We start from the raw sequence: 19,988 nt of genomic DNA on the forward strand, positions 1-19,988 counted from the left end.
AAGCCCGCCCGCAGGCGCTTTTGCCGGTTTTGTTTTATCTCTCAGCCTTATTTCCCGGCCGCCGCCTTTTTCCGCCTGTAGAACAGCATTCCCAGCACGCCGCCGCAGGAAGCCAGCATCAGGCCAATCCACAGCGCCATATCGCTGCTGTCCCCGGTCTGTGGGCTTTCTGTTTGCCCAGAAGGCTTGCCCTGCTGTTCGGGCTTGGCTGGATCGGTTGGCTCAGTCGGGTCGGTAGGAGTGGTCGGGTCAGTAGGATCCGTTGGCTCAGTGGGTTCAACCGGCTCCAAAGAGGAACGAACCTGCACATATTTTTCGTTCTGATACTCTGTGCCGGCAGGATCGCCAATAATTTTCTCAGCCGCAGCAGAATCACCGGCCGCTACAACAGGATCGGTGTAGCCAGATAAGTCAGGTTTCCAGCGCATGGCGCCCTTTCCGCCGCTGGCAGTGACAACCGCTCCGTCGGAGATGGTGAAGATCCCCTTCTGATCGCCGCCCAATTCACCAAAGATATCTTCCTGGCCAGCAAAGATACCATAGTGCTCGCCGCTTGCAGAAGAGGCATTTACTACGGTTCCGGCTCCGCTGACGATGACATCACCGCAGATGCCGTGATCGTTTACGGAAGAAATATTCACCTTCGCTCCGTTAATCGCCGTAAGGTCAGTATTAATGCCCGGAGTGCCGAAACTGGCATCCTGAGTTGCATTGTTCTTCGCATTCAGCGTCGCGCCGTCCACCGTCAGTCCGCCGATTGCTCTGACTGCGGCATATGGCTGATCCTGCTCGTCGCTGGAAAAGTCAACGGTAAGATCTACAGACGCCCCGTCTTCAATGGTAATGGTATTGTTGCCAAACAGGCCGAAATAGGTGCCGCTGGTGGTCAGGCTTCCGTTTCCTTTGACCGTCATAGCCCCGTGGGAATAAACCGCGGAGTGAGGGAAGTCCCCTTCTCCGGTAATCTGATTCTCACCTTTCAGCACAAGGGTAAAGTTCTCTTCCTGCGCCCATACAGCGCCGAAGCCGCTGGATGTCAGCTGGGCGTTATCCAGTGTCAAGGTGTTGGCCGCCGGATCATAGTACGCCGTGGCGCCGTCACCGTCGGCATCACCCAGAATGTCGCTGGCGTTGGCGCTGGTGACGGTGATGCCGTTCACCTTTACCGCATACGTCTGTACCCCGGATGTTTCTACTTCAGCCTTGCACACCGTACAAACCCCGTTTGCTATCTGATGCACTTCGTACTGGTCTTTTTCGGCGCAGCCCTCTGCCGTGCAGGCTTTCCAGTGATGTGTGCCGTCGCTGGTCCAGTCTTCCGCCCAGACATGCTCGTGTTGCTCTTTGTATACCAGCCTGAGATCGTAATATTTATCCACCACCTCATGTACCACTACCACAGGTCTTCCCTCACCCTCAGTGTTTATAGACCCTACTGTTCTCGACGATTCGATCCTGGTCAAAACCATTTCCGTCGTCAGGTCTGCTTTTGCGACATCCGCCAGCTCAGGAACCGTTGCCTTATTCTCCTCGAAATAGGCATAGAGCAGATCCATTATGGCTTCTATATCAGCATCATCTGCAGCTTCTATGCCCTCCTTATATAGCTTCTGGTCGCTGCCGGGCAAAGCCACATCTACAACTCCCGTATAATGCTTAATGATCTCCGTGTTGACTTTAATTGACTCGTCTTCAACGAATGTCTCTTTGCTCGCGCTGCTCCACTCAGTCCATTCCGTCACATCAAAGCTCGCCGGATTGCCCCGATCGCCGGTGCCGGAAATAGCCTCCCGCGCTTTCACCTCCACGCGAAAGGTTGTGAGTTCTGTTAAATCCCCAAACGTTTTAAAGGTATAGTCAGTAGCCTGGCGAACCGTTTCTTTCTCCTTTAGATTCTCATCGACGAAAAGGGACACTTCATACTCAAAGATCTCCAGCTCTCCGATGGGTTCCGGCTGGCTCCAGCTGACTTTCAAACCGCTGTTTGTCCACTCCCGCTTTAAATCTCCCGGAGCAGCCGGTACACCCGCCGCAAAAGCGGTCATTGGTAGCATCCCCAGCAGCATACACAGGGAAAGCAGCAGCGCCGTCAGTTTCTTTTTTGCTTGCATTGTATTTTTCCTCCTTGTCAAACAGAGTCACTTATCCTTTGGTGCATACCAAAGGATAGAAGGGATATCCCTTCTTGAAAAAGATACCGGCTGCGCCGGGGCGGGCTGTGGTTTTTGCACGAAGCCCGCCCGCAGGCGCTTTTGCCGGTTTTGTTTTATCTCTCAGCCTTATTTCCCGGCCGCCGCCTTTTTCCGCCTGTAGAACAGCATTCCCAGCACGCCGCCGCAGGAAGCCAGCATCAGGCCAATCCACAGCGCCATATCGCTGCTGTCCCCGGTCTGTGGGCTTTCTGTTTGCCCAGAAGGCTTGCCCTGCTGTTCGGGCTTGGCTGGATCGGTTGGCTCAGTCGGGTCGGTAGGAGTGGTCGGGTCAGTAGGATCCGTTGGCTCAGTGGGTTCAACCGGCTCCAAAGAGGAACGAACCTGCACATATTTTTCGTTCTGATACTCTGTGCCGGCAGGATCGCCAATAATTTTCTCAGCCGCAGCAGAATCACCGGCCGCTACAACAGGATCGGTGTAGCCAGATAAGTCAGGTTTCCAGCGCATGGCGCCCTTTCCGCCGCTGGCAGTGACAACCGCTCCGTCGGAGATGGTGAAGATCCCCTTCTGATCGCCGCCCAATTCACCAAAGATATCTTCCTGGCCAGCAAAGATACCATAGTGCTCGCCGCTTGCAGAAGAGGCATTTACTACGGTTCCGGCTCCGCTGACGATGACATCACCGCAGATGCCGTGATCGTTTACGGAAGAAATATTCACCTTCGCTCCGTTAATCGCCGTAAGGTCAGTATTAATGCCCGGAGTGCCGAAACTGGCATCCTGAGTTGCATTGTTCTTCGCATTCAGCGTCGCGCCGTCCACCGTCAGTCCGCCGAGGGCACGTACCGCCGAATACGGCTGAGGCGCCCCGTCGCTGGAAAAGTCAACGATAATATCCACGTCTGCGCCGCCGGTAAGCGTAATGGCACTGTTGCCGTAAAGCCCGAAACCGGTGCCTCTTATCTGCAGTCTTCCGCTCCCCGTAATGGTCAGGTCCCCGTTGGAATAAATCCCGTTTTCGGTGCTGCCGCTGCCGTTAATCTGGTTTTCGCCTTTCAGCACAATGGTAAGGTCCGGAATAAGCGCATGTATGGCGGCAAAGTCTTCGCTCACCGTCAGCGTTGCGTTATTCAACGTCAGGGTGTTGGTATCCGGGTCATAGGACACCGTAGCGCCCAAACCGTCGGCATCGCCCAGAATATCGTCCTTGTTTGCCGAAGTCACTTCTATGCCATTGACCTTAAGCGGGTCAAAGACACACTCCATCACAAAAAGGCTATTGAAGGTGCCGCTTAAAAAGCTGCCGTCCGGTCTCTTTGGCTCATCATTATTCGCCAGGGTATAACCATTATCGGCGGGACGACCGTCCAGATAGACGGATGCCTCCTCAGAGATGGCGTATCCCTCCTTCGCCTTCACCCATACGGAGTAGTAGTAAGTCACGCCCTCTTCAAAAGTCGTGATTTTCTCATCTTCCGATATCTCGCTGTTGAAAGACTCCTCGCTGGTGATACTCTTGCCGTCGCTGCCGATCCACTGCTCCAGATAAACCTCGTATTTGTCCTGATCCGCCTCGTCCACCGTCGCTGTGAATGCAGGCGTCAATCCCATTCCCACATTCCAGCTGACGTTCACCAGATTGACGGCATTCACGATCTCCCTTGTATCCGGCTGTACGATTTCCGTTTCCGGATTGTATACCAGTCTGAGCGTGTAATACCTATTTACCGTCGCATTGATCGTTGGCGTCCAGCTATTACCATCACCTTCTTGCGATGACTCAAATCCGTCAAGCACCGCTTCGACCGTCAGATCATTCACGGTGACATTCTCCAGATCAGGAACTGTTTGCTTATTCTCCTCGAAATACTGATAGAGCAGTTCCGTTACTGCCCGTTCCTCAGAATCACTCGTGGTACCATCAGGATATGTGACATCCGGATTCCCTGTGGCCGTTATGCCTTCCTTGTACAGCTTATTCTCGCTGTCAGGCAGCCCCACATCGACCACTCCCGTATAATAATTATTGATGGTCGTATTGAAGGTAACTTCATTCCAATCTAACGACACTGTACTCGCGTTGCTCCAATCGGTCCAGTCCGTCACCTGGTAGTTCCCCAGATTGTCCGGATCGCCGGTGCCGGAGACGCCCTCTCTCGCTTTTACCTCTACCTCGTAGTTAGGATTGATAACGCCTTCTGCATTTCCTGTGTTTGTAAAGGTGCAGGTGGTCTCCCGCTGAACCGTCTTTGTCTCTACCTTTGTCTTTCCTCCGGCAATGCCGTCAAAGTGTCCGTAAAGGGTCACTTCATACTCAAAGATATCCAGCCCGCCGGTGGATGCCGGCTTATCCCAGCTGACCTTTAAGCCGTCCGCTGTCACTTCCAGCTTCAGATTTGTTGGCGCAGCCGGTACACCCGCCGCAAAAGCGGTCATTGGCAGCATCCCCAGCAGCATACACAGGGAAAGCAGCAGCACCGTCAGTTTCCTTTTTGCTTGCATTTGGTTTCTCCTCCTTGTCAAACAAAACTTACTGTAGCGCCTTTTTCGGGATTTGTGCAGGTCGCTTTAGCGCCAATTTCCCAAAAATTATGTGGCGCACCTGCGCCAATCCACATTTTTCGCGGAAATCATGGGGAAATACCGCTTATCTCATTAGATCCTGATATTCTGGGTCTGTTGTCCGAATCCCCCACGCCAGTTCCCAAAGCTTTTCATCTTCGGAAAGGACATAGCACCTGCCATCCACCCCTTCGAACCGGCGTTTATCAAACCAGAAACTGTAGGTATCCCCTTGCGCCGTCACAAATGTAAGCCCCCGGGTATCTGTAGAGACGATGGGTGACTCGGATTCCACCGACACATCCCGCAGTGCCTGCAAGACCCCGGCGATCACCGTTTCGTCCCTTGTCTCGTAGTCCGCCGCCGTCTCTGTCCAATGGTGAAAGATCAGTTCCACCGGCAGTTCCTCATGGGGCAGCTCCAAAAGCTCCCGCTGCTTTTCGGTGCAGTAAGCAAAAAGGGAGTCCCCTTGGTATGCCGGGGACGAAGTCTCTGTCGGGGTCGGAGTCTCTGCCGGAAGCGCAGGATCTGATGCTGCACACCCCGCCAGCAAACAGATGGCTGCCAGAAGTGCCGCTGCCCCTCTTTTTTTCATTCGTGCCTCCTTTCTTCTGTCCTGGTCTCATGAATCGCTTTGCTGCTCGGCCTGTAACGCCAAAGGCGATCCAAACTCTTTTTTTGTCCTTTTATGGTTTTACTGTATCGTTTTTTAAGGATCTGTGCAGGCTGCTTTCGCGCCAATTTATCAAAAAACGCATGGCGCACCTGCGCCAATCTATTTTTTGTGTGAAAATTCCAAAACACCTTGATTGTGCAAAAGGGATTGCCGATCATGACAGGCGGCCTGCTACGTCCTGTAAACTTAAGAGGTATTACACTCTGTACAGGGTGGATGGCCTCAATTTTCCGCTCAAAGCTTCGTTTCTCAAAATGGCGCAGGTGCGCCACAGTGTTTTTTTAGTTTGGTGCTAAAGCGGCCTGTTAAAAACACCAGCTTCCTGCTATGATAAAAGATAAAAAACGAAAAGTTCACATGATGGAAGGCCGGCCAGGACACAGAATGTCCAAAAAGCTTCAGCTGGCCTTTTCGGAACGCAGGATCAGAAAGAGGATATATCGTATGTATGCAAGGTTCAGGCCGTACCATCTCATTGGCGCCATCGGTGGGTTCCTCACTGCCCTCACCGCCATTATTAGCTTGGCAGTTTCCACATCGTACTACATAAGCGCAGAATGGGTCATTATTGTAAACATGCTGCTCATTGGCTCCAACGGGTTAATCGCAACCTATTTCTTTGGCGCGTTCAGCGCTACCCGTGACAGCCTCATCAAAGTAGGCAGCCTGATCGCGGGGATAGGTCTTGGCTTTAATATCTTGATCTCAATTCTCCAGATGGCGGGGTGTACGTTTTTGTTCTGGCTCTTCTTGGGGCTCTCGTTATGATGGCAGGGGTTGTGATCGCCTGTATCAAATTCATCATGCTCTTCCAGAGAGACGCTTTTGTCGTGGTGTTCTGCGTGTTTATTTTCCTGGGGCTTCTGCTGTCTTTATTCTGGACGTGGGCAAGCCTGATAAGCGGCGCTGGGCTGGGTGGCCTGCTGATTTATTTTTACGTCCACAATATCACCTACTAGACAGCTTCTCTCATTCAGGATATTTCCTTGTTTACCGCGGCTGCACCGTGTGGCTGCGGTAAAATGGCATGTGCGGGCGCAAAAAACCGGTAGTTCCCGGATGCGGAACGCAGCTCCAAAAATATACGGTTTTATCCAGGAGAATCCCTGGTTTAGGTCAAACAGGAAGGATTGTATATTCCGCAAAAACGTCAGCGAAAAAAAGTCTCTAACCGACCGAAATCGTTGAAAATCCATGCCGTTTATAGTATAATGGTTTATAATTGTACCATTGCGGAGAAAGGGGGTGGAATGGGACGTATGATAATAATAAAGAAAAGCTTCACAAATCCAAAATCCATTTATGCGATTCTGCTGCTTGGTATTTTTACTTTTCTATTTCTTGGCGCCGAGTACCTATATGTGAATATGATCTCGCTTACGGCAGGGGATGAAAAACCGGTGATTGCGCAAAACTACGCGTTAGGAATAAGCGCTGTCGGTTTTTTGCTCTATCCGCTGTTTCATCGCTTTTTGAAAAGGCGGGTACAAATCGTTGGACTTTTTATCCTTGCACTAGCAGCGGCAGTATGCAATTTTTTGGTTCAAAAACATGTTTCTTATTCGTCCACTCTGCTCTCCGGAATGACATTGTTCCTGTTTCTGGGGATATTGGGAAGCGCGGCCCACTACCTGTTTTTCAAACTGGCGAGGGATCGCACCCATCTGGCGCGTATGGTTGGTGTCTCCTATGCCCTTGGGATCTTCCTGCAGTTTCTAAATAACAATCTTGTGGATCTGGAAACTGCGGAAGCCTTGATACTTTCACTCTTTGCCCTTGTAGCGTTAGCGCTGTTGCTGAAGGCAGAAAGGCTTTGCCGCCAGGAAAACGCAGAAGCGGAAGAACTCCAGTCCCCCGCCATAGAGGATGATGGGAAGGGAACCCGAAAGAAGATCGCCGCCGGCGGACTCCTTGCACTGCTTGTCATCCTGATGGCATGTATCTTCAGTACGCTGGACAACGCGGTCACCATGCATCATGCAGCAGGCACTGACATCGGGCAATGGCCGCGGCTTTTGCTGGCGGTAAGCGGCCTTTCTGCCGGCTTTCTTTTTGATATCCGAAAGCGGAAATTTATGGCCATGATGATGTACTGCGTCATGCTGATGTCCGTCATCTGTTTGGTAGTACTCAAGCTGGGCGGCCCGTTTTTGATCGGCCTGATCGTATTTTATCTTTCGGCTGGATTTTTTGTGGTATTCTTCACCACCAGCTTTCTGGATTTTGCCCGCCATATGCCCACGCCAGCGCTGTGGGCCGGTATGGGGCGCGCCATGAATAACGTGAGCGCCGCTTTGCTTACCAACGCCTCTGTAGCGTTGCTTGTTTCTGACAGCAATGGCATGGCATCCATCATTCTGGCACTGGTCCTGTCTGTGGCCGTCAGCGTAGTCATCTATCTTTATACAGCCTGGATGCCGGTTTCATCCGGCACCCCCAAGGATATCCCGACAGACCTGGACCCTCAGGAAGCGTTCCGTCTTTTGTCGGAGCTGTTTATCCTTACGCCCAAGGAAACCGAAGTATTTGACAAGCTGGTCAATTCAGAGGAAAGTATTCAGGAGATCGCAGATGGACTGTATCTATCCCGGCGAACCTGTCAGCGGCATATCGCGGCGATCTATGAGAAAGCGGGTGTAAAATCACGCATGGGATTGTACCAGCTCTACATAGAAAAACAGCGCAGGCTATGACAGTCAGAAAGGGATTCGGATGAAGAGGATTAAAATTACCGTTTTGCTGATTTTATTGTGCGTACTGGCGGGGTGTTCCCCAAAAGACACATCGCTTCGGGCCTATTGCACCGAAAGCCAGCAGGAATTTCTGGATCAGTCGCTGGAAGAGCTGCCGGTCGCGCTTACCTATCATCACAACGATAACATCCTGGGACGCTACGAAACGACGGATGAAGAAATCATCTCCGAAATCCTGCAGGCATTACGGGAAACGACCATTGTATCCAAAGCTTTCAGCGGCTCTACAGACAGCCGGATCCTGGAGTTTGAGACAGCGGATGGGGATACCTGCCTCTTCTGGTTTGATGAAAACCGGTTCCATGGCGCCGGCGGAACATCCTATGTGCTTTCCGGCGACGAGGAGATTTGGGATCTGGCGCGGAAAATCCAAGAAACATATCCAGAGTACAGGGAAGCGATGGAGTAAAAAAGGCACATCGCAAAACCAGGCATTCCTTACTTGTATCCAGCTAAGGCTGTGCAAGCAGGGAATGCCTGGTTTATTTATACCCATTTTTCAAACGCAAGGGACTCGGATTTAGCCTCATTTATACTCTTCCCCTTCCACAATGGGCATTGTGATGTTTTCCATGGCTTCTCGCATTTTGGGGTGCCGGATAACAAAATGAATCGCCGGCGTTTTTTCCTTGGACACGATCGCCCAGCTTCCCTCATGGATAAGAATTTGGATATGGCGGAACGCAGGAGATTTGTTTTCCTCAATATGGTAGTTTTTATGCATCTGAGAAAAGCGCTTCATCATCTCCAGATGTTCCCGATATTGCTCATAGGTGTAGACGATATCCTCTTCATAAAAAGCGCCAGCCAAGGATAGCGTCATGGGGTATTGGGCAAACTCATCTTTTGAAAAGTTGGGATACGCTTCAAAGATGGAGTCGTGGGATAGAATTTCTTCCGTCAATTCCCTTTGAAAAGCAATATGTTCCATGATCCTGATCTGGTTTTTCTCCGAAACACGATTGTCCCTCAAAACCTGAAAGACAAGCTCATCGTCGGCCGTGTAGAGCGGCAGGGATGACAGGATTGACCGCCTTGTACCTTCTGTTTTTGCATCAAGCTTTAAAAAGGCATGGTATTCCCGTTCCCGTCATAGCAGTAAGCGAATGTGATCGTTGCCCGCTGGGACGCAGCCGATACCGTGGCCGCCGGCAGGACGGACAGTGTCGTGACCGCCGCCAGTGCCAATGCGACTCCTTTCCTGAATAACTGTTTGATTTTCTTCACTTCATTCTCCTCCATTTCCGAGCCTTTCGGCCCACATAAAAAAATCCCTGCTTGCTGGCAGGGCTGGGTACTGATCCGGTGGAATGTGGATAGCCACCGGCTCCTTATTCTTCTTTTCGGCTGGTAAACTGCTGGTAATCCGGAAGGGGTAGGGTGTGGGGAGGGGGTGCTGTGTGCCGGTGACACACGTTTAGCACTGACCGGAGCGGAGACTCCGGAAACCCCGGAAAAAGGGAAGCACCAAAGGAACCCACTTTCCCCCAGGCGTCCTCTTACCTTTCCCGTCCTCGTTCCCGTCTGCGGTACAGCTCCAATGCCTTAATGATCGTGTCCTCCATCTGCTTTGGCGTGGTTCCCGGAGAAAAATATTTGTCAATCCTCTTTTTCGGGATTTTAAACTGCTCCACCTGGTTCGGTTTCTCTTCGGTCATGATCGACAGGATCACGTCCTCATTCAGCTTTCCCGCCTCCGCAAATTTCCGCATTTTAATCGCCTGTGCATGGCTTGGAGTACAGTCTTCCTGCTCCATTGTGTCCAAAAAGCACCTGCTGTTGCTCTTTCGGCAGGTAAGACAGTTCTACTGCCGGGCGCATGGCAATCTTTCCCTCATCCACCATATCCAGAATAGGTGTGATAAGTTCGGTAAGACGGATATAGCGGCGGATTTGGTCTTGGCTTTCTCCCACTTGCTCTCCTAAAAGCTGTCTTGATGTCTTTCCTTGTAACTTCTGTGCCAGTGGCACAGAAGTTAAATCACTGCGCTTCCCCTGCCGTTTCATTGCGTCCAGTTTCATCTTATAAGCAAAGGCTTTCTCTGAGGGTAAGACTTTCTCCCTTTGCAGGTTAGAGTCAACCATGATAATCGTAGCCTCATCATCTGTCAGATTTCGCACGATACAGGGCATGACTGCTTTCCCGGCAAGTTCACTGGCGAATTTTCTCCGGTGTCCTGCTACCATTTCATAACCGCCTTCCGGTTTCGGGCGCACCAGAGCAGGATTGACCACGCCTTTCTCCCGGATACTCGCCGCCAGTTCCAGCATACTTTCATCCTGCTTTACTTTATACGGATGATTGGGAAAGTCGCTGATTTCTATCAGAGGAATATCTGCCACATACTCCCGCTTAGCCTCATCACGTTCCTCCTGCGTGCTGAACAGATCATCGGCTGCGGGAAGGGGCAATTTTATTTCTCTGCCTTTCGCCATCCCGTACCACCTCCCTTGTAAATGACGCATAGGCTTTAGCGACTGTACTGTTTTTGTCATAGCTGTAAATGCTTTGTCCTGCGGCACTCGTTTCCGCTGCTTTCACGCCAACCGGAATGACCGTCTGGTAAACCTTGACCATCCTCCCATAATTCTGCCGGATACTTTCTGCGGTCACACGGGCCAGATTTGTCCTCATATCCGCAAGTGTTAAAAGCACTCCGTCTACCTTCAGCGCCGGATTGATCTGCCTTTGTACCTTCCCGATTGTTTTCATAAGCTGTGTCATTCCCTTTGCCGGAAGATACTGAGCCTGTACCGGAACAATTACACTATCTGACGCCGCCAGTGCATTGATTGTCAGCATACCCAAACTCGGCATACAGTCAATCAACACATAATCATATCCGTTTTTCACTTCATTCAGATAGTTTTTCAGCGTCAGTTCCCGGCTCATGGCATTGACAAGCATAACTTCCAGTCCTGCAAGTTCAATGTTAGACGGGATCAGATCAACGCCTTCCTCATGGTGTAAAATCCCGGCGTGGCTATCCATTTCCCGGTCAGCCACAATGCCCTCTAACTGTGTGGCAAGCGTCACAGAAAGATTATCCTGCTCCGGCCACCCTAATGAAGTGGTCAGATCGCCCTGTGGATCAGCGTCTACCAGAAGGACCTTTTTCCCTTCTCTGGCAAGTCCGATCCCTAAGTTGACAGTCGTGGTGGTTTTCCCCGTTCCGCCTTTCTGGTTGGCAATCGCAATTACTTTGCAATTCGCCATAACGGTTCCCTCCTTTCCTGAAAATTTAATAGCCATCTTCCCGTGTAGGGAAATGACTATGTATAAAAATAGGCATGAAAAAACCGGATGATTTTCGCAAATTGAAAACCTTCCGGCTATGTAATATTCCCGCATTTTAAACGGGAATTTCCTGTTCTTCTGTTTCTATCCTCTTATCCTCTATCACATCATAAAAATCAAAAATAAATTCCGACACAAAAGATTCCTGCAGTTCTTCCGATTTTTCCAACTGTGCAATCTCCTGCGGATATTCCATACCGGAAATTCCAAACAATCCTCTTATCATATGGAACGCCTCGCTGATTCTGTCTGTATCCACCAATGCAGTTATGGCGAAATAAACATCATCCATATTCTCAATCCTCTGGCTGTTGGAAAACAGTTTGTCGATCAGGGGCAAGGTATAGGCTCCGGAGATCAGATTAACAGCATTGTTCACATTACTAGCGGATTTTCTCATTTTTTTCATAAATAATTCCTCTCTTTCTCTTTTGGCAGGCAGCCATATATTTATAGAACGCCAAAAAGCCGCCTGCTCTCAGTTAAAAGAACAAACGGCTTTCTGCACATTTCTATCTCTTTATTCATTTTTACTCATTGCAATTTTAGTTCCAAAATAGTACCACGGAGCATATGATAAGCCGGGAAACCCAGTGTTTATGCGGTCTCCCGGCTCCCTGTTTACTATTCAAACTCTATCGTCCCTGGCGGTTTACTGGTCAGATCGTAGAATACTCTGTTGACCCCCTTGACCTCATTGATGATCCTGCTCATCACTTTCTGCAGAACCTCAAACGGGATCTCTGCCGCCTCGGCTGTCATGAAGTCGATTGTCTTCACGGCTCTCAGCGCCACAGCATAATCATAGGTTCTCTCGTCTCCCATAACGCCGACAGAGCGCATGTTTGTCAGGGCCGCAAAATACTGATTGATCTCTTTGTCCAGTCCGGCCTTTGCGATCTCCTCGCGGTAGATCGCATCTGCATCCTGCACGATGCGCACCTTCTCAGCTGTCACTTCGCCGATGATGCGGATGCCAAGTCCCGGGCCCGGGAATGGCTGACGGAACACCAGATCCTCCGGGATGCCAAGTTCCAGTCCGGCTTTGCGGACCTCGTCCTTGAACAGGTCGCGGAGAGGCTCTATGATCTCCTTGAAATCTACGAAATCCGGGAGGCCGCCCACGTTGTGGTGTGATTTGATCACGGCGGACTCACCGCCAAGACCGCTCTCCACCACATCCGGGTAGATCGTGCCCTGCGCCAGGAAATCCACTGCTCCGATCTTCTTGGCTTCCTCCTCAAACACGCGGATAAATTCCTCGCCGATGATCTTGCGCTTCTGCTCCGGTTCTGTCACGCCTGCCAGCTTATTGTAGTAGCGCTCCTGGGCGTTGACGCGGATAAAGTTCAGGTCAAAGTCGCCTTCCGGTCCGAAGACAGCCTCCACCTCGTTTCCCTCGTTTTTGCGGAGAAGGCCATGGTCTACAAATACACAAGTGAGCTGTTTGCCGATAGCTCTTGAAAGAAGGCCTGCTGCCACAGAGGAGTCAACGCCGCCGGACAGAGCCAGCAGCACTTTGCCGTCCCCCACCTTCTCACGGATGGACTCAATGGAGCTCTCCACAAAGGAATCCATTCTCCAGTCGCCGCAGCATCCGCAGACGCCCCGCACGAAATTGTAGAGCATCTTTGTTCCCTCCTGGGTGTGGAGCACCTCCGGGTGGAACTGGATGGCATACAGCTTCTGCTCCTCATTTTCCGCTGCCGCAACAGGGCAGTCGGCTGTGTGAGCTGTGATCCTGAAACCGGGCGCCACCTGGGAAATGTAGTCGAAATGGCTCATCCAGCACACCGTTTTCTCAGATACATTTTCAAACAACTTGGAGCTGCGGTCCACCATCACTTCCGTCTTTCCGTATTCACGCACCGAGGCGCGCTCTACCTTTCCGCCCAGCACATGCATCATAAGCTGTGCGCCGTAGCAAAGTCCGAGCACCGGGATGCCCAGTTCAAAAAGCTCTCTGGAATAGGTAGGTGAGTCTTCCAGATAGCAGCTGTTGGGACCGCCGGTCAAAATGATCCCTTTTGGGTTTTTACTTTTGATGGTCTCGATATCGGTCCTGTAAGAATAGATTTCACAGTACACATTGCTCTCACGGACGCGGCGCGCCACGAGCTGGTTGTACTGACCGCCGAAATCCAGTACAATGACTAATTCTCTTTTCACCGCTTGTTCCTCCTTGTATTTTTTTCCTCAATGGAATAGTTCTATTATAAAGTAGCAGGGCTCTGTTGGCAACAAAAACCCGACATTTTCAGGCTACCGCCTGATGTTTCCACTTCCCGCTGAAATACCGGGCGATGAAGCAGATGCTCCGCACGATCCAGTCGATGATCATGGCCACCCACACGCCGAACACACCCATACCCATATATTGTCCAAGTATGTAGCTGAAAATGATGCGGAAGATCCACATGGACAAAACGGAGATGAACATGCACATTTTTGCATCCCCGGAAGCCCGGAATGTGGCCGGTATGGTAAATGCCAGAGGCCAGATCAGCACACAGCATACGGCGTAGAAAATGACGATGCCCGTAGTCACTTCCGCCGTCTGGCTGGACAGATTGTAGGCTTTCAGGATCAGAGGCAGCACCAGGACAATAATCACATTGGTAACTACCATGCAGGCGTAGGTAATGCCAAGCAGCTTTTTCGTGTAATATTTTACCTGCTCATAGTCTCCTGCACCCACGCACCTTGCGATCACCGTAGTCACCGCCAGAGCAATGGCCATGCCGGGCAGCACCTGGAAAGAGGCGATGACATTGGACACTGCGTTGGCCGCAATGGCATAGGTACCGAAAGTGGAGACAAGGCTCAGCACGATGATCTTTCCAAGCTGGAACATGCTATTTTCCAACCCGTTGGGAATGCCGATACCCAGGATCTTGCGGATCATGCTCCAGTCGGGTCTGTATCTGCGGGACAGCCTCACATAGATGGGCCGCCTCTGATCTGCCAGCAGGGCCATGATCAGGACTGCCGACGTCATTCTGGATACAAGCGTGGGGATCGCCACACCTTCTGTCCCTCTGTGAAATCCGTAGATCAAGATGGCATTTCCCGCCACATTGATGATATTCATGACAATAGAAACCCGCATGGAAATCTCCGAGTTTCCCATAGTCCGGAAAATGGCAGCTCCTCCATTATAGAGAGCAATAAATGGGATAGAAGCCGTCACGATCATCAGGTACGTGTCTGCATGCCCCATAACGTCCGCCTCGATCTGCCCGAACACTCCGTGAAGGATCCAATATTTGCAGGCGTAGATGATCAGGGTGATCACCACCGCACAGATGGTGATAAACCACACAAGCTGCTCTGCCGCCTGGCAGGCTCTCTCTTTTTTCTGCTGTCCCAGATACTGTCCTGCCACCACGGCTCCGCCGGTGGCCAGAGCAGCGAACACATTAATAAGCAGCACCATGATGTTGTCCACTAAGGAGACGCCGGACACAGCCGCCTCCCCCACACTGGCCACCATAATGCTGTCTGCCATTCCTACAAGAACAGCCAGCATCTGCTCGATGATCAGCGGAATGATGAGGGCTGTCAGCGCCCGGTTGTCAAATAAATATTGTTTCGTTTCCGTTCTGTTTTTCAAAATTCTCCCAGCTTTCTACAGCCGATCCCTGTACGCTTTTACGGAAAATGTACAGGTCAGCTCTTTTTCTTCTCCCCTGTAAACACACAGGCGCCCCTCTCCTTCTTCGCCTGTGGTGCGAATATAGCAGCCGGTCATGCCTCCTTCAAGAGCGATGGCGGCAGGGCCGCAGATCGCAATGCACCCTTCCGTCTCAAACCGCAGCACATCGTGAGCGTAGGGAACCAGATTACCGTTCTGATCCACGGCACGCAGGCGGACAGTCGCCATATCCCAGGTATCTCCGTCTACAAGTACGTCCGTATCACAGATGCCTTCCAGGTGGATTTGCTCCACAGGGGAGACCGTCACCGTGCGGGTGACTTGATCCCCCTGCAGGGCCTCAAACTTCCAGACAGCCGTCTCTTCTCCCCAGCTTCCCATATATTTTTCTTCTTCCTGGAGGGCAGTCTCTTCTTTCTCCACCTGCGGTTTGTCTCCCTCTCCAAAAACGGACAGATACAGTCTGCGCAGCCAGCCTGCCAGGCCTGTGCTCCGTCCCCCTCCTGCCTGGTTTGCATCTGCTTTATCCGTCTCCGCCTGTCCGGAAACCGGCGCCGCCGCAGACGGGTCATTCCCGATCAACACCGGGGGATGCGCAAGATGAGGATACTTCTTTGTGGGAAAATACTCCCCGGCCAGCGTGTCATTTTTGTAGAGACGCACCTTTTCTCCATTGGTAAATACCGCCACTTCCCCGATCTGCCCTGCCGGATGATCTCCGATACTCATGGTACTGCTGACCGCCAGTACCGGCCATCTTTCCTGGCAGGAGGCGTAGACACTGGCCGCCAGTTTGGGATTGCGGAACATATCCATCACTCCGTGATAACAGATCCTGTCCCCGCTGCCGAAATCCTTGTGGGTATTGTAGTCGAACATGCACCAGCCAAAAGTCCCGCCGATATCCTCATGCGCAGCGGCGCTGTCCAGAACCCGGACGTGCCGCATGGCATGCTCTTTCCTGTGCTCCTCATCGTCAAAGGCCTTTGTGGGATACATATGACCGCCATACTCTGTGATAAAGTACGCCTTCTCCATGTCCGGCGTCACTGCCTCTTTCGGATCACAGCCCGGATTGTCTCCTGTATGGCTGAAGTCATTGTACGTATAGACATCTTCCAGAAGGCTGCTGTTTTTCAGGCACCGCACCCCGCCTGTAGGCCTGGAAGGATCCAGGCTGTGAGCTGCTTCCACGGTCCTCCTGTACAGGTCATCGTCATCCCTGCTTTCATTGATCCGGACACCCCACATGAAAATACTGGGATGGTTCCGGTACTGCCGCACCATATCCTCTGTATTTTTCACTGCCTGGTCTTTCCATTTTTCTCCGCCAATGTGCTGCCATCCTGGGATCTCTGTAAACACTAAAAGCCCCAGCTCATCACAGCGATCCAGAAACGCATGGCTCTGCGGATAGTGGCTGGTCCGCACTGCATTGCATCCCAGCTCATACTTCAGGATTTCCGCATCCAGCCTCTGGGCTCTGGCCGGAGCCGCATAGCCCATATAGGGCCAGCTCTGATGACGATTCAGCCCTCTGATCCTCACCTTTTTTCCGTTCAGATAACATCCGTCCTGCTTCATCTCGATCCTTCGGAAGCCAAAGCGCACCTGAGCTGTGTCCATGACATTTCCGAACTTCACAAGTTCCAGCTGGAGCGTATAGAGACAGGGATCCTCCGTATCCCACAGCTTTGCCCTGGGAACATGCATATGGAAATGATCCTGAAAATTCTGCTCTTCCAGCCGGGCATAGACCTCTCCGTCCTCTCCCAGCACCCGGGCCCGGATCTGGCAGTCCCGCGCTCCCTCTGCCTCTATCTTTGCCTCCAGATGTCTCCTGTCATCAGGTATGACAAAGACGTCCCGGAAATGCATGTTTTCCCGCACTTCCAGATAGACCGGACGGTAGATGCCTCCGTACGTCATATAGTCGATCACATAGCCAAAGGGCGGAATGTCCAGGCTCTCCCGGCTGTCCACCTTGACCACGATCCGGTTTGTGTGTCCATACCGCAGCAGTTCTGAGATATCCACTTCAAATGCCGTGTAACCGCACCCGTGGATGCCTGCAGATTTTCCGTTGCAGTACACCTCCGCCTGGTGGGCCGCTCCCTCCAGGGTCAGTGTGACGCATTTTCCCTCCCAGTCTTTTGGGATATCTATCTCTTTTATATAGGCGCTCACCATCTGGTAATCCTTCTCACTGCAGTAACGCAGAGGAAGCATTTGTACTGTGTGGGGAATCTGGACCAGCTCCAGCTCCTCCAGCTTCTCAGACGGCATGCTGTTCAGGCTTCCAGTGTAGTGCTGTGTAAAGTACCAGTTGTGATTGATCTGATAGCGCATGTTGCCCTCCTTTGTGAGTCTTCCTGTGATTTCTCCATTAAGTATGATAGCCTATATAAAGAAATATTACAAGACAGAGCGGAAACTGCCGGGTTCTCCTTCAGCTTCCGCTCTGTCTTTTTCATATTGTTACTCTAAGATTTATTTTACAAAATATCTTGCCAGTTCATCCTGGTACAGAATATCCTCCTCGATTCCCAGGCCTGCTGCCAGGCTGCTCACATATGGCTTTTTCAGCATACTTTCTTCCAGAAGTGCGTCATCCCGGAAAATCTCCCTGGCTGTTCCCACTTTCAGAAGGTTTTTATGTGCCATAACAAACACTCTCGGGAAATTGTTTACAACAAACTCCATATCATGCGTAATCGTGATCACAGTTGTCCCCTTCTTTTCCAGTTCGCTCAGGATGTTTTCCAGACATTTGATTCCGTGCAGATCCTGCCCGGCAGTAGGCTCATCCAAAACAAGGATTTTCTCGTCCATGGCAAGCACAGATGCTATCGTCACAAATTTCCGGATAGAAAGAGGCAGGTTGTACGGGTTCTCCTCCATGTGTTCGGTCAGCCCGCATATATCCGCAGCCCATTCTGTCTTCTCCTTGATCTTCGTCTCATCAAACCCCAGCACTCCGGGGCCGAACTCTATCTCGGCTCTGACTGTATTATGGAAAATCTGTTCATCTGGATTCTGGAACACATATCCGGTCACCCTGGAGAGCTGCGCGGTGGTGTACTCTTTTGTGTCCATGTCATCCACGATAACTGTCCCTGAGGTCGGCTTTAAAAGTCCATTCATCATCTTCACCGTTGTTGTCTTCCCTGCTCCGTTCTGACCTACAATGGCGATTTTCTCTCCCTGTCCGATCTCAAAGCTTACATGCTCGACAGCTGAAAATCCATTGGGGTAGCTGAAACTCACATCCTTAAATTCTATCATTCCCATATAAATTCTCCTTATCTGCCTATATTTACAAGCTGTTCCCGCATCTCATCTTCTGTGATGATCCCGTCTTTGATTTTCAGGCCGCTGTTTCGCATTTTTTCTGCCAAAAGTACTGTCTGTGGCAGCATGACGCCATGCTCCTGCAAACCGGTCTCACTCAGGATCTCATGCTTTTCTCCTGCGCGTATGAGCCTTCCCTCTTCCAGCACGAGAACCTCATCGCTGTACTGCGCTACAAGCTCCATTTTATGTTCTACCAGAACAATGGTCTTCCCCATCTCCTTCATTTTCAGAATAATGTCAAAGACACGTTCTGTCTCCCTGGGATCGAGCTGGGATGTAGGCTCATCAATAACAAACATATCCGGTTCCAGTACAAGAACAGAAGCAAAGGCTACTCTCTGCTGCTGTCCGCCGGACAGTTCAAAAGGGTTCTTGTCCCTAAGATATGTAATGTTGGTCAGTTCCATGATCTGATCCACCCGGTCTCTGATCTCCGGTACCGGAACACCAAAGTTTTCAAGCCCGTAGGCGATCTCCCCGTAGACCGTATCCCGGGCTCCGGTGATCTGGTTAAAGGGATTCTGGAAAACGTACCCGATCTTTGATGCAAGCTCTCCCATCTCATACTCCTGGAGATTTTTCCCATCAAAGATCACTTCTCCCGACATCTCACCCTGGTAAAAATTAGGAATAAATCCCCGCAGGATATTGCACAGGGTCGTCTTCCCGCTTCCATTCGCTCCCAGTATGGAGTAGAATTTTCCTCTCTCCATGACCGCGCTGATATCGCGGACACTGGGTTCTTCAGCCAATGGGTATGTGTATGTAACATTCTTCAGTTCTATATAACCCATAATGCAACCCTCCCTGCTAGTGCTATAACAAACAGAACCGTTATGATCACGGTTGCCGTCTTATCTGCCGGTGTCTTTTCTATATCTTCCAGATGTGTCGGCCGGATGCCCGATGAAAATCCTCTCGCCTCCAATGTAAGGGCTCTCTCCTCAGTCCCTGTGATGGAGCTGAGCACAAGAGGAATAATAGTCGGCACAAATACCTTGGCCCGGACAATCAGATTTCCTTCTGTCTCCACACCTCTCGCCTTCTGGGCATTCATGATGGTTGCCGACTTTTTCTTCAGAACCGGCACCATCTGGAGCGTAGAAAGCACCACATAGGATGCTTTCGGGCTCATACCCTGCTTTTCCAGTGACAGTACAAAATCTTTTTCCTTCGTAACTGCAAAGAACCAGATCAGACTGCCTCCTACACACATCAGTGTAAAGCCCAGGTTCAGGGCAATCATCAGTCCTTCCCATTTTGCTTCAAAGATCCAGAAAGAAAAGATCACATCTTCTCCCGGAGAAAAAAGCGTCTGTATGATGACCAGTATGATAAACAAAATCCCGACCGAATTCTTTACCCTGCGGATAAATACCGGCCACACGCCGCTCATTCCTGCCAGAATATTTATCAGCACAAAGCAGATAATTTTACTGACAATACCCGGCATCGCAATAGACACAACTACAAACGCAATTGCCAGATAAAATTTGGTCAGCGGGTATAGTGAAACAATCTTATTGTTCTGATCCAT

General features: G+C 51.0%; 17 protein-coding genes and 1 pseudogene. 4 read left to right on the forward strand and 14 right to left on the reverse strand.

Annotated elements, in window-relative coordinates; translation table 11 throughout:
- Positions 1-47: 47 nt before the first annotated feature.
- The 3 genes from Q5911_RS03355 to Q5911_RS03365 form a co-directional block, all read right to left on the reverse strand.
- Positions 48-2,111 (reverse strand): LPXTG cell wall anchor domain-containing protein, encoded by a 2,064-nt coding sequence (locus Q5911_RS03355; protein WP_303180964.1) that lies wholly within the window; start codon positions 2,109-2,111, stop codon positions 48-50.
- Between the two features lie 168 nt (positions 2,112-2,279).
- The gene (locus tag Q5911_RS03360) at positions 2,280-4,655 is read right to left on the reverse strand and encodes an LPXTG cell wall anchor domain-containing protein (protein ID WP_303180966.1); all 2,376 of its coding nucleotides are present in this window, start codon (positions 4,653-4,655) and stop codon (positions 2,280-2,282) included.
- Positions 4,656-4,800: 145 nt separating this feature from the next.
- Entirely contained in the window at positions 4,801-5,310 is a 510-nt protein-coding gene (locus Q5911_RS03365; protein ID WP_230107091.1) for a hypothetical protein, read from the reverse strand.
- Positions 5,311-5,835: 525 nt separating this feature from the next.
- Between Q5911_RS03365 and Q5911_RS03370 the strand changes: the two genes are divergently transcribed.
- The 4 genes from Q5911_RS03370 to Q5911_RS03385 all read left to right on the forward strand — a co-directional run bounded on the left by Q5911_RS03370 (position 5,836) and on the right by Q5911_RS03385 (position 8,553).
- Complete coding sequence (locus Q5911_RS03370; RefSeq protein WP_303180968.1) at positions 5,836-6,159, forward strand: hypothetical protein; 324 nt, start codon at positions 5,836-5,838, stop codon at positions 6,157-6,159.
- A complete protein-coding gene (locus Q5911_RS03375; protein WP_076779350.1) occupies positions 6,156-6,350 on the forward strand; it encodes a hypothetical protein in 195 nt (64 codons plus the stop codon). The genes Q5911_RS03370 and Q5911_RS03375 overlap by 4 nt, the downstream gene beginning before the upstream one ends.
- A 291-nt stretch (positions 6,351-6,641) precedes the next feature.
- Positions 6,642-8,084, forward strand: coding sequence for a response regulator transcription factor (locus tag Q5911_RS03380; RefSeq protein ID WP_303180971.1), 1,443 nt, complete (start codon positions 6,642-6,644; stop codon positions 8,082-8,084).
- 19 nt (positions 8,085-8,103) lie between these two features.
- Complete coding sequence (locus Q5911_RS03385; RefSeq protein WP_076779351.1) at positions 8,104-8,553, forward strand: hypothetical protein; 450 nt, start codon at positions 8,104-8,106, stop codon at positions 8,551-8,553.
- Between the two features lie 117 nt (positions 8,554-8,670).
- Here the strand turns inward: Q5911_RS03385 and Q5911_RS03390 are convergent, their stop codons facing one another.
- The 11 genes and pseudogenes from Q5911_RS03390 to Q5911_RS03440 all read right to left on the reverse strand — a co-directional run bounded on the left by Q5911_RS03390 (position 8,671) and on the right by Q5911_RS03440 (position 19,988).
- Positions 8,671-9,075: a hypothetical protein gene (locus Q5911_RS03390; protein ID WP_076779353.1), complete on the reverse strand. Its 405-nt coding sequence runs from the start codon at positions 9,073-9,075 to the stop codon at positions 8,671-8,673.
- A 131-nt stretch (positions 9,076-9,206) separates the two neighbouring features.
- The gene (locus Q5911_RS03395) at positions 9,207-9,371 is read right to left on the reverse strand and encodes a hypothetical protein (protein ID WP_157888451.1); all 165 of its coding nucleotides are present in this window, start codon (positions 9,369-9,371) and stop codon (positions 9,207-9,209) included.
- Between the two features lie 272 nt (positions 9,372-9,643).
- A pseudogene (locus tag Q5911_RS03400) lies at positions 9,644-10,580 on the reverse strand (ParB/RepB/Spo0J family partition protein).
- A complete protein-coding gene (locus Q5911_RS03405; RefSeq protein ID WP_076779361.1) occupies positions 10,534-11,361 on the reverse strand; it encodes a ParA family protein in 828 nt (275 codons plus the stop codon). Before Q5911_RS03405 ends, Q5911_RS03400 begins: the two are co-directional and overlap by 47 nt.
- A 136-nt stretch (positions 11,362-11,497) precedes the next feature.
- Positions 11,498-11,851 carry a hypothetical protein gene (locus tag Q5911_RS03410; RefSeq protein WP_076779364.1) on the reverse strand — a complete coding sequence of 118 codons (354 nt, stop codon included), beginning with the start codon at positions 11,849-11,851 and terminating at the stop codon, positions 11,498-11,500.
- Between the two features lie 215 nt (positions 11,852-12,066).
- The gene (guaA, locus tag Q5911_RS03415; RefSeq protein WP_303180978.1) at positions 12,067-13,611 is read right to left on the reverse strand and encodes a glutamine-hydrolyzing GMP synthase; all 1,545 of its coding nucleotides are present in this window, start codon (positions 13,609-13,611) and stop codon (positions 12,067-12,069) included.
- A gap of 88 nt (positions 13,612-13,699) precedes the next feature.
- Entirely contained in the window at positions 13,700-15,058 is a 1,359-nt protein-coding gene (locus Q5911_RS03420; protein WP_442913472.1) for an MATE family efflux transporter, read from the reverse strand.
- Positions 15,059-15,070: 12 nt separating this feature from the next.
- On the reverse strand, positions 15,071-17,446 hold the full coding sequence (locus Q5911_RS03425) for a glycoside hydrolase family 2 protein (protein WP_303180981.1): 2,376 nt from the start codon (positions 17,444-17,446) through the stop codon (positions 15,071-15,073).
- A 141-nt stretch (positions 17,447-17,587) separates the two neighbouring features.
- Positions 17,588-18,388, reverse strand: coding sequence for an energy-coupling factor ABC transporter ATP-binding protein (locus Q5911_RS03430; RefSeq protein ID WP_303180983.1), 801 nt, complete (start codon positions 18,386-18,388; stop codon positions 17,588-17,590).
- A gap of 11 nt (positions 18,389-18,399) precedes the next feature.
- Complete coding sequence (locus Q5911_RS03435) at positions 18,400-19,245, reverse strand: energy-coupling factor ABC transporter ATP-binding protein (RefSeq protein WP_303180985.1); 846 nt, start codon at positions 19,243-19,245, stop codon at positions 18,400-18,402.
- Positions 19,233-19,988 carry an energy-coupling factor transporter transmembrane component T gene (locus tag Q5911_RS03440; RefSeq protein WP_076779396.1) on the reverse strand — a complete coding sequence of 252 codons (756 nt, stop codon included), beginning with the start codon at positions 19,986-19,988 and terminating at the stop codon, positions 19,233-19,235. Before Q5911_RS03440 ends, Q5911_RS03435 begins: the two co-directional genes overlap by 13 nt.

It is taken from the genome of Lachnoclostridium phocaeense, from assembly GCF_959599685.1.
Lineage (GTDB): Bacteria > Bacillota > Clostridia > Lachnospirales > Lachnospiraceae > Claveliimonas > Claveliimonas monacensis.

Excerpts from the sequence above, each read along its gene's own strand:
- Q5911_RS03355 (WP_303180964.1), bottom strand. The coding sequence starts at position 2,111 with ATGCAAGCAAAAAAGAAACTGACGGCGCTGCTGCTTTCCCTGTGTATG.
- Q5911_RS03360 (WP_303180966.1), bottom strand. The coding sequence starts at position 4,655 with ATGCAAGCAAAAAGGAAACTGACGGTGCTGCTGCTTTCCCTGTGTATG.
- Q5911_RS03365 (WP_230107091.1), bottom strand. The coding sequence starts at position 5,310 with ATGAAAAAAAGAGGGGCAGCGGCACTTCTGGCAGCCATCTGTTTGCTG.
- Q5911_RS03370 (WP_303180968.1), top strand. The coding sequence starts at position 5,836 with ATGTATGCAAGGTTCAGGCCGTACCATCTCATTGGCGCCATCGGTGGG.
- Q5911_RS03375 (WP_076779350.1), top strand. The coding sequence starts at position 6,156 with ATGATGGCAGGGGTTGTGATCGCCTGTATCAAATTCATCATGCTCTTC.
- Q5911_RS03380 (WP_303180971.1), top strand. The coding sequence starts at position 6,642 with ATGGGACGTATGATAATAATAAAGAAAAGCTTCACAAATCCAAAATCC.
- Q5911_RS03385 (WP_076779351.1), top strand. The coding sequence starts at position 8,104 with ATGAAGAGGATTAAAATTACCGTTTTGCTGATTTTATTGTGCGTACTG.
- Q5911_RS03390 (WP_076779353.1), bottom strand. The coding sequence starts at position 9,075 with ATGGAACATATTGCTTTTCAAAGGGAATTGACGGAAGAAATTCTATCC.
- Q5911_RS03405 (WP_076779361.1), bottom strand. The coding sequence starts at position 11,361 with ATGGCGAATTGCAAAGTAATTGCGATTGCCAACCAGAAAGGCGGAACG.
- Q5911_RS03410 (WP_076779364.1), bottom strand. The coding sequence starts at position 11,851 with ATGAAAAAAATGAGAAAATCCGCTAGTAATGTGAACAATGCTGTTAAT.
- Q5911_RS03425 (WP_303180981.1), bottom strand. The coding sequence starts at position 17,446 with ATGCGCTATCAGATCAATCACAACTGGTACTTTACACAGCACTACACT.
- Q5911_RS03430 (WP_303180983.1), bottom strand. The coding sequence starts at position 18,388 with ATGGGAATGATAGAATTTAAGGATGTGAGTTTCAGCTACCCCAATGGA.
- Q5911_RS03435 (WP_303180985.1), bottom strand. The coding sequence starts at position 19,245 with ATGGGTTATATAGAACTGAAGAATGTTACATACACATACCCATTGGCT.
- Q5911_RS03440 (WP_076779396.1), bottom strand. The coding sequence starts at position 19,988 with ATGGATCAGAACAATAAGATTGTTTCACTATACCCGCTGACCAAATTT.